This window comes from Tardiphaga sp. (assembly GCF_025356345.1).
GTDB lineage: Bacteria > Pseudomonadota > Alphaproteobacteria > Rhizobiales > Xanthobacteraceae > Tardiphaga.
This window is the reverse complement of record NZ_JANXTC010000332.1, coordinates 1-8,579: the sequence shown is the minus strand read 5'-3', so window position 1 is coordinate 8,579 and position 8,579 is coordinate 1. Positions and strand designations below refer to the sequence as shown.

The following is an 8,579-nucleotide window of genomic DNA, read 5'->3' as shown; positions in this document are numbered from 1 at the left end:
GCGCATTAAATCGTGGGGAATTTGATCTCTGTCCGTTCACAGATGTTGTCGCGAAAACCGCTTTCCCTTGTGATCGCGGGGCTCGCTAGATTGCTGGAGGAGATGTCAAACGCACTCCACGCGCTCTGCCATCGAGGTTCTAATTCAGGCGACACCGAAATCATTTAGGACGGCACGAAAATCGTCTAGGATTTGTCTAGGAAAAGCGCGTGGTGTTCGCGCGGCGTTCACGGATGGATTTTAACCGTGTTTGGCAGCAATGATCCGTTCAGCACTTGGTCGATATGAGCTGCACCCGGTTCCGAAGACACCAAGTTAGGTGTTTTATGGAGCTGGAGGTGTTTCATGGAGAGACGGAAGTTTACGCGAGAGTACAAGCTTGAGGCGGTCAAGCTGATCAAGGATCGGGGCGTGTCCTACGCTCAGGCTGCCGACGACCTCGGCGTTCATCCGACGCAGCTGCGTGAATGGGTGAAGAAGTTTGCCGACGACCCGCAACATGCGTTTCCCGGCCAGGGTCAGATGAAGCCGGAGCAGCAGGAGATCACGCGTCTCAGGCGTGAGGTTACCAAGCTGAAGGCTGAGCGCGACATCCTAAAAAAAGCCGCGGCCTACTTCGCGAAGGAATCGATGTGAAGTTCGGTTTCATTTCGAAGCACCGGGGGCTCTGGCCGGCGGTTTGGTTGTGCGAGGCGCTCGGTGTCTCGCGAGGTGGGTTCTATGCCTGGCTGACGCGTTCACGCAGTCGGCGTAGCCGAAGCGATGAGGAACTGGGTGCGAAGGTTCGAGCCAGCTTCCTTGCGAGCGACCGCACCTACGGCGCCAGGCGTGTGTGGCACGACCTGCTTGCAGAAGGTGTGTCGTGCGGACTGCACCGGGTCGAACGATTGATGCGGCTACAAGCTCTCAGAGCGCGGCCACGACGGCGTCGCCTTCCTCCTGATGTGGGTGAACGTCAGGCGAACGCCGTCGCTGCCAACGTGCTCGACCGCGCCTTCGAAGCGGCGACTCCCAACCGCAAGTGGATTGCTGACTTCACCTATATCTGGACGGCGGAAGGCTGGATCTATGTGGCGGCCGTCATCGACCTGTTCTCTCGGCGGGTAGTCGGCTGGTCGATGCAAACCGAAATGACGGCGCAACTTGTGACCGACGCCCTCGTCATGGCAATCTGGCGACGAGGCAAGCCTGATGCGCTGCTACACCATTCCGACCGTGGCAGCCAATACACCAGCGAGCAGTTCCAGCGATTGATGGCCGACCACGGCGTCGTCTGTTCAATGAGCCGGTCCGGGAATGTCTGGGACAACGCGGCGATGGAGAGCTTCTTCTCGTCGTTGAAGACGGAGCGGACCGCGCGCAAGATCTACCGAACAAGGAACGAAGCCAAGGCAGATGTGTTCGACTACATCGAACGCTTCTATAATCCGAAGCGGCGTCACTCGACCATTGGATATCTGAGCCCTATGGAGTTCGAGCAAAGAGCGGGATTAGTCTAAGCCGGTGTCAACAGAACCGGGTGCAGCTCATTTGTTCGCGCCTACGTCCAAGGTCTCAACGACAAAGCGCGTGAAGATGCCATTGCTGCATTCAGCATGGGCATAACGGTTATCCGAGGAGAGTTTGCCTCACAAAACAGCAAAGAAGTTGATCACGCGATGGCCAGGATAAGCAGCTATTGCATTCCTGACGGCGTGTCTCGCGCGCAAATGGCGGACGTTTACTGCAAATATCTGGGCGACAACCCTGCGGAACGCCACAAGCCCTCGGCCGCTCTGTTCAACACGTCCTTCACCAAAGCCTGGACCTGTCCTAAGTCCTAGCTTGTGAGACGGCTTGCCAACATCTGCGGAGCTGTGTGCATAATCAGCGGATGAACAGCGGAAAATCAGTGGTGAAGCGTAAGCGTAGCTCTGTGGCCCCTCAGATTGCCGCTTGACGCTATTTTGATCGCAGCTTGTGCGGGCGCGGCTTCCAAATTCCAGCCAATGCGTTGACTGCGGCTTCGAGCGCCTTCCGGTCGATGACGTTAGGATCGAACCGCTCCGGGCCCCAGAGGCGCATATTTTCATGTTCTGGATGAGTAGGGTCGCCGATGGCATCGAGGTATTCCGCATAGCCTGGCGCACCGCCGACGTCTTCCGGAGGACAACGACCGGCGGCCTCAAGCAACAGGGGAAGTCCCTCCGTTGTCGTGTTGTCGAACCATTTTTCAAGCTTGATCACATGGTCCCAACTGTCGCCGAAGTCATAGAGATAATGGATCGGGTTCAGCCGTGCCGTTGGCTTACCTGTATGGCACCGGGGAGAAGCGTAAGCGGTTCCCGGTTAACTTTGTCACGGGGGAGAGCCAAGTCTTACACATCAAGACCTTCAACCCATCCGACCCGTTCCGTGGCCTGCCACCACTCAAAGCCGCTGCCCGCGCCGTGGACACCCATACCCGCCATCGAAATGGCACCCGAAGTACCGTGTACACGCATAACTGCGTCTTGCATTTCCGGCGGCGATGGGTTTTAAGCCCGATGACTTCCATCACCGCAGGCCTGAAAGAGCAGTGCGCTGCGTGGTTTCACCGCATGTCAGGCCGAGGTGCACCTCGCATAGCTCGCGCTCAGACCCGGTCTACCCCCACCCATAAAGGTATTTAAGATGGCCAAGATGACCAAGAACCAGCTGATCGATGCGATCGCTGAAGGTACCCAGATTTCCAAGAGCGACGTCAAGGCCGTCATCGAGCAGATGGCGACCGTGGGTTACAAGGAACTCAACGAGTCCGGCGAGTTCGTGATTCCCGGTTTCGCCAAGATCACCGTCGTCAACAAGCCGGCCACCGAGGCCCGCACCGGCGTCAATCCCTTCACCAAAGAGCCGATGGAATTCGCCGCCAAGCCGGCCAGCAAGTCGGTCAAGGCCTCGCCGCTGAAGGTTGCCAAGGACGCCGTCTGACAACGACGTCCCCCACCGCGTGATCGCTGAAACTTCGGCGAGTTGACATTCGTGGCACCTGCAAGGGGGCTGCGAATGTCACCATCGCGGAGCCGATGCCGCATGGTCGCGGGCGCGACGAGGAGATTCCGATGTTCAATGAGAACAGCCGGCTCATTCGCCCCCGCCGCTGCCGTGCATCCCGGGTGACACGCGACCTGCCAGAGCCGACCCGTCGCTTGTGAATATCCGAGCGGCCAACGCTGTATCACCCAGCTTTAAAATATTCCGACGCGATGGAACTTGTTCCATGTCCCGCGCTTTATTCCCGCAACCGGAGGGAGTGAGCATGCTGGTCGAGCGCGGGTTGCAGGTGCTGAACGTCGAGGCGGTCGGCGACGCCTATGCCATTGCTTCCAATTATCTGCGCCGGTCCGGAGCCATCTCCGACACCTCCGTCACCAATGACCGGCTGCTGGAGATCATCGTGCGGATGTTCAATGGCGGCGAAGGCAACCGTCTGCGCCTCGGCAACAGAGCGATCACGAAATTCCAGTCGACCCGCATCTCCTGATGTCCAACGAGGAAGACAGCCCCATGCAGACCGCGATCGATCGCATCATGCACACCTATGACATGATGGTGAACCGCACCCAGGCCGCCAGCTCGGAAGCCCGCGGCAAGGTCACGGACTACATCACGTCGCTGTTCGACGGCGGCGAGAAGGATCCGCATCGGCTGACCGTCTATGGCCTGACCTATCTGCGCGAGCTCGACGGCAGCAATGATCCGGTGAAGGCCGGATTTACCGGGCTCTGAGGCAAGCGTTTTATTCAATTGAAGTGTAGTTCGAAATGCCCGGCCTCGTGCCGGGCATTTCGTATTTTGCCGAAGGGTAGGGTGGGCAAAGGCGCTGTTGCGCCGTGCCCACGCATTCATGCGAAATGTAGAACGGGTGGGCACGCTTCGCTTTGCCCACCCTGCATGGCCGCGCGCTGCGCGGCCGCGGACTACGCCGCCCTGGTTTTCTTGCCGTCCTCGATGGCGCGCCAGACCCGCTCGGGGGTGAGCGGCATGTCGAGGTGCTCGACGCCGTAGTCGCGCAGCGCATCGATCACCGCGTTGACGACGGTGGCGAGGCTGCCGGCGCAGCCGGCCTCGCCGCAGCCCTTGGTGCCGAGCGGATTCGACTTCGCCGGCGAGGGATGGTTGCCGACCTTCATCAGCGGAATGTCGCCGGCGCGCGGCAGCGCATAATCCATGAACGAACCGGTGATCGGCTGGCCGGAGGAATCATAGCTGACTTCCTCCATCAAGGCCTGGCCGATGCCCTGCGCCACCCCGCCATGGAGCTGGCCGGCGACCAGCAGCGGATTGACGATGGTGCCGAAGTCGCTGATCCCGGTGTAGCCGACGATCTTGATCACGCCGGTCTCGGGTTCGATCTCGACCTCGGCGACGTGGCAGCCATTCGGGAAGGTCGAGGCGACGTCGGATCCGGTGTGGTCGACATCGAGCGAGGACGGCACGCCCTCCGGCGTGCGGCCTTCGCGCAGCCGCTGTGACAGCTCCATGATATCGATGCTGCGGTCGGTGCCGGCGATGGTGAAGCGGCCGGCGCGGAATTCGATGTCGGCCTCGGAGGCTTCCATCAGATGCGCGGCGGCGGCCTTGCCCTTGGCGATGATCAGCTCGGAGGCTTCCACCACCGCCTGGCCGGTCGCGGTGATCGAGCGCGAGCCGCCGGTGCCGTTGCCCATGCGCACCAGATCGCTGTCGCCCTGCACCAGCTGGATGGCGTCGAACGGCACGCCAAGCTGAGATGACAGCACCTGCGCGAACGGGGTCGCGTGGCCCTGGCCGTAATCCAGCGTGCCGGTGGTCAGCGTCACCGTGCCGTCGGCGTTGAACACCACCTTGCCGAGCTCGCCCGACGGCGGCGCGGTGACTTCGAGATAGCAGCCGACCGCGATGCCGCGCAGCTTGCCGGCCTTGCGGCTTTCCTTCTTGCGCCTGGCGAAGCCGGCATGGTCGGACATGTCGAGCGCCTTGGCGAACACGCCCTGGAAATCGCCGCTGTCATAGGTCACGCCCGAGGCCGCCGCGAACGGCATCTGCGACGAATGGATGAAGTTGCGCTTGCGCAAAGCGAGGCGATCGATGCCGATCTCGTCGGCGGCGCGATCGATCAGCCGTTCCATGTAATAGTTCGCCTCGGGGCGGCCGGCGCCGCGATAGGCGCCCATCAGCGTCATGTTGGTCAGCACGCATTTGATGTCGACCGACAGCAGCGGGGTCTTGTAGACGCTGGCGAGGTTCTTGGCGGTGTTGAGCGACAGCGGCCCGGGGGCGACGCCGCTGATATAGGCGCCGAGATTGCCGTAGCCGGTGAGGCGCACCGCGAGGAACTTGCCGTCGCTGTCGAGCGCCAGCTCGGCATGGATGTCCTGCGAGCGGCCCTGGCTGTCCGACAGAAAACTGCCGGAGCGCTCGTCCAGCCACTTCACCGGCCGGCCAAGTTCCTTCGCCGCGTGCAGCAGGCAGATATATTCGGGATAGCTGATGTTCTTCATGCCGAACGATCCGCCGACATTGGCGGTCAGGATCCGCACCTTGTCGGGCGCGACATTCAGGGTCTTGGCCAGCGTGTTGCGGTTGCCGGCGACGCCCTGGGTCGGCACCTGGATCACATAGCGGCCGCCGGCCTTGTCGTAGGATGCCAGCGCGCAGCGCGGCTCCATCGTCACCACCGCGACGCGGGTGTTGTTGATGTCCAGTCTGGTGACATGGGCGGCGGCGGCGAAGGCGGCTTCGACCTTGTCGGTGTCGCCATAATGATAGTCCAGCGCCACATTGTCGGGGATGTGATCCCACAGCACCGGGGCGCCGGGCCGGGTGGCGGCCTCGCAATCGGTCACCGCGGGCAGCGCCTCGATGTCGAGCTCGACCGCCTCGGCGGCGTCGCGGGCCTGCGCCACGCTGTCGGCCACCACGAAGGCGACGGGGTCGCCGACGAAGCGGACCTTGTCGGTCATCAGCGCGGTGCGGTTGGTCTGCAGCAGCGCTGAGCCGTCGCGGTTCTTCAGCGGCAGGCCGCAGGTGAACGGACCGTAATTGGCGGCCTCGAGATCGCGGCCGGTCCAGACGCCGTGCACGCCGGGCATCGCCCGGGCGGCGGTGGTGTCGATGTTGCGGATGTGGCCATGGGCATGCGGGCTGCGCACGATCCAGGCATGAAGCTGGCCGGGCAGGTTGAAATCGTCGGTATATTTGCCCTTGCCGCGGACCAGGGTGTCGTCTTCCTTGCGCCGCACGGGCTGGCCGACGCCGTATTTCTGCATGGCGATCGCGTTGTCGACGGTCGAGCCGGTATGATCTTGCATTGCCAAATCCATCAAATATCGGTTTTCCCGCGGTTTCGCCCGTTGTGGCGCCCCGGTAGCCCACCCCAGATAGGCCAGCGCGGCGGCGCCGACAACGCATGTTTGGGCATGGCCCCGTGCGGCGGGCTGTTGCGCTGCCCCCCGTGCCTGCTAAACTTTCCGTGAATGGATATTTCCATGTCGGCCCGCGGGCCGCGGAAAGCAGACGGAATGGACGATGACACGCGGCTTCGCGACGCCCCCGCGGCGCGCGGGGGTGTGCAGGGATTGGCGGCGGCTGCCGGGCGCGGCGCGAAAAGTCATGCGCCGGACGTGTATGCCGCGCTCGACCTCGGCACCAATAATTGCCGCCTGCTGATCGCCGCGCCGAGCGGCGACAACTTTCGGGTGATCGATTCGTTTTCCCGGATCGTCCGGCTCGGCGAGGGCATCTCCACCACCGGAATGATCAGCGAGGCGGCGATCGCGCGGACGATCGCCGCGCTCGGCGTCTGCCGCGACAAGATCGAGCTGCGCGGCGCGCAGCGGCTGCGCCTGATCGCCACCGAAGCCTGCCGCGCGGCGTCGAATGCCGACGCCTTTCTGGCCCAGGTCGCGCGCGACACCGGCATCACGCTGGAGATCATCGACCGCGAGACCGAGGCCGCGCTGGCGGTGATCGGCTGTTCGCCGCTGCTCGATCCCGGCGGCCGCGGCGCGATCTTGTTCGATATTGGCGGCGGCTCCAGCGAGCTGGTGCGGATCGAACGCGACCCCGCCGATCCCGACGCCAAGCCGCGCATCAAGGCCTGGATGTCGATCCCGCTCGGCGTGGTGACGCTGGCGGAGAAATTTGGCGGCCAGTCGGTCAGCCCGGAGTGCTACGCCGGGATGGTCGAGGAGGTGGCGCGGCATGTGGCACCGTTCGCAGCCGAGCATGCCGGCGACCTCGGCGGCATGCATCTGCTCGGCACTTCGGGCACGGTGACGACACTGGCCGGCGTCCATCTCAGCCTGATGCGCTATGACCGCCGCCGCGTCGACGGCGTCTGGATGAGCCATGCGGAGCTCGATTCGACCATCGCCGGGCTGATGGCAATGAATTTCCAGGAGCGCGCCGCCAATAATTGCGTCGGCCCCGAACGCGCCGATCTGGTGCTGGCCGGCTGCGCCATCCTGGACGCGATCCGCGCCGCCTTTCCGCTGCCGCGGCTGCGGGTGGCCGACCGCGGCCTGCGTGAGGGCATGCTGGTGGAAATGATGCGCGCGGATGGCGCGATCCGGCTCGCCTGATGGGGTGCGCCTTTTCCGGCACGGTGTGCTAGAGATCGCGTCAACCCGAACAAAAGCACCTCGATATGGCTAAAGACACTACCGGGCGGCTGCACGTCACCGTCAAAAGCGCCGGCAGGCTCAAGCACTCGTCCAAACTCTGGCTCGAGCGCCAGCTCAACGATCCCTATGTGCAGCAGGCCAAGCGCGACGGCCTGCGCTCGCGCGCGGCCTACAAGATCATCGAGATCGACGACAAATACCGCTTTCTGAAGCCGGGCATCTCGCTGGTCGACCTCGGCGCCGCCCCCGGCGGCTGGAGCCAGATCGCCGCCAAGCGGATCGGATCGGCCGAAGGCCGCGGCCAGGTGATCGCCATCGATCTGCTGGAAATGCCGAACATCCCGGGCGTCACCTTCGCGCAGATGAACTTTCTGGACGAAGGTGTGCCCGCCAAGCTGTTCGAGATGATGGGCGGCAAGGCCGATGTGGTGCTGTCCGACATGGCCGCCAATACCACCGGCCACCGCAAGACCGACCAGTTGCGCATTGTCGGTCTCGTCGAGGACGCCGCGGCGTTTGCCGCGGACGTGCTGAAACCCGGCGGCACCTTTGTCGCCAAGGTTTTCCAGAGCGGTGCCGACGCCACGCTGATGACGCAGCTCAAGCGCGACTTCACCGCGGTGAAGCACGTCAAGCCGGCCTCCAGCCGCAAGGATTCCTCGGAGCGCTACGTGGTGGCGACCGGGTTCAGGGGCATCGTCGGCGAGAAGCGCATGGGGCAGGGCGAAGAGTAGGCTGCAGACTGTTCGGTGGGTGGAGCGAAGCGAAACCTATCAAGTACCAGCCGATGTAGCCCGCATGAGCGTAGCGATATGCGGGGCCCTCGGAGTTCCAGGATTCCCGCATCTCGCTGCGCTCATGCGGGCTACCCCTGCGTCGTCCGATCATCCCAGCTTCTGGTCGCGCGCTTCTTCGGTACCTTCGGAGCCGAGTTTGGCGGCGGCGTTTTCGGCG

Annotated in this window: 8 protein-coding genes and 1 pseudogene; 7 read left to right on the top strand and 2 right to left on the bottom strand. The window is 63.3% G+C overall.

The window, feature by feature from the left end:
- Positions 1-345: 345 nt before the first annotated feature.
- Positions 346-1,499 (top strand): IS3 family transposase gene (locus Q0S16_RS20290; protein WP_295852193.1). Its coding sequence is split into 2 segments (ribosomal slippage): positions 346-604 and positions 604-1,499, totalling 1,155 coding nucleotides; the frame shifts between segments, so codons are not numbered across the junction.
- Between the two features lie 42 nt (positions 1,500-1,541).
- Positions 1,542-1,823, top strand: a pseudogene (locus Q0S16_RS26450) (Rap1a/Tai family immunity protein); the annotation flags it as partial.
- 118 nt (positions 1,824-1,941) lie between these two features.
- Here Q0S16_RS26450 and Q0S16_RS20285 read toward each other — a convergent pair.
- The gene (locus Q0S16_RS20285; protein ID WP_295852197.1) at positions 1,942-2,265 is read right to left on the bottom strand and encodes a plasmid pRiA4b ORF-3 family protein; all 324 of its coding nucleotides are present in this window, start codon (positions 2,263-2,265) and stop codon (positions 1,942-1,944) included.
- 387 nt (positions 2,266-2,652) lie between these two features.
- Here Q0S16_RS20285 and Q0S16_RS20280 point away from each other — a divergent pair, with 387 nt between their 5' ends.
- The 3 genes from Q0S16_RS20280 (at position 2,653) to Q0S16_RS20270 (ending at position 3,747) form a co-directional block, all read left to right on the top strand.
- Positions 2,653-2,949, top strand: coding sequence for an HU family DNA-binding protein (locus tag Q0S16_RS20280; protein WP_295852191.1), 297 nt, complete (start codon positions 2,653-2,655; stop codon positions 2,947-2,949).
- A 328-nt stretch (positions 2,950-3,277) separates the two neighbouring features.
- Positions 3,278-3,502, top strand: a complete 225-nt coding sequence (locus Q0S16_RS20275) for a hypothetical protein (RefSeq protein WP_295852185.1) — start codon at positions 3,278-3,280, stop codon at positions 3,500-3,502.
- A gap of 23 nt (positions 3,503-3,525) precedes the next feature.
- Positions 3,526-3,747 (top strand): hypothetical protein, encoded by a 222-nt coding sequence (locus Q0S16_RS20270; protein WP_295852181.1) that lies wholly within the window; start codon positions 3,526-3,528, stop codon positions 3,745-3,747.
- Between the two features lie 191 nt (positions 3,748-3,938).
- Here the strand turns inward: Q0S16_RS20270 and Q0S16_RS20265 are convergent, their stop codons facing one another.
- Complete coding sequence (locus tag Q0S16_RS20265; RefSeq protein WP_295852179.1) at positions 3,939-6,311, bottom strand: xanthine dehydrogenase family protein molybdopterin-binding subunit; 2,373 nt, start codon at positions 6,309-6,311, stop codon at positions 3,939-3,941.
- A 210-nt stretch (positions 6,312-6,521) separates the two neighbouring features.
- Between Q0S16_RS20265 and Q0S16_RS20260 the strand changes: the two genes are divergently transcribed.
- Both Q0S16_RS20260 and Q0S16_RS20255 read left to right on the top strand, forming a co-directional pair.
- Positions 6,522-7,583 (top strand): Ppx/GppA phosphatase family protein, encoded by a 1,062-nt coding sequence (locus tag Q0S16_RS20260; protein WP_295852175.1) that lies wholly within the window; start codon positions 6,522-6,524, stop codon positions 7,581-7,583.
- A gap of 65 nt (positions 7,584-7,648) precedes the next feature.
- Positions 7,649-8,359 carry an RlmE family RNA methyltransferase gene (locus Q0S16_RS20255; RefSeq protein ID WP_295852172.1) on the top strand — a complete coding sequence of 237 codons (711 nt, stop codon included), beginning with the start codon at positions 7,649-7,651 and terminating at the stop codon, positions 8,357-8,359.
- Positions 8,360-8,579 lie beyond the last annotated feature (220 nt).

Coding starts and splice junctions, on each gene's coding strand:
- Q0S16_RS20275 (WP_295852185.1), top strand. CDS start 3,278: ATGCTGGTCGAGCGCGGGTTGCAGGTGCTGAACGTCGAGGCGGTCGGC.
- Q0S16_RS20260 (WP_295852175.1), top strand. CDS start 6,522: ATGGACGATGACACGCGGCTTCGCGACGCCCCCGCGGCGCGCGGGGGT.
- Q0S16_RS20265 (WP_295852179.1), bottom strand. CDS start 6,311: ATGCAAGATCATACCGGCTCGACCGTCGACAACGCGATCGCCATGCAG.
- Q0S16_RS20280 (WP_295852191.1), top strand. CDS start 2,653: ATGGCCAAGATGACCAAGAACCAGCTGATCGATGCGATCGCTGAAGGT.
- Q0S16_RS20270 (WP_295852181.1), top strand. CDS start 3,526: ATGCAGACCGCGATCGATCGCATCATGCACACCTATGACATGATGGTG.
- Q0S16_RS20255 (WP_295852172.1), top strand. CDS start 7,649: ATGGCTAAAGACACTACCGGGCGGCTGCACGTCACCGTCAAAAGCGCC.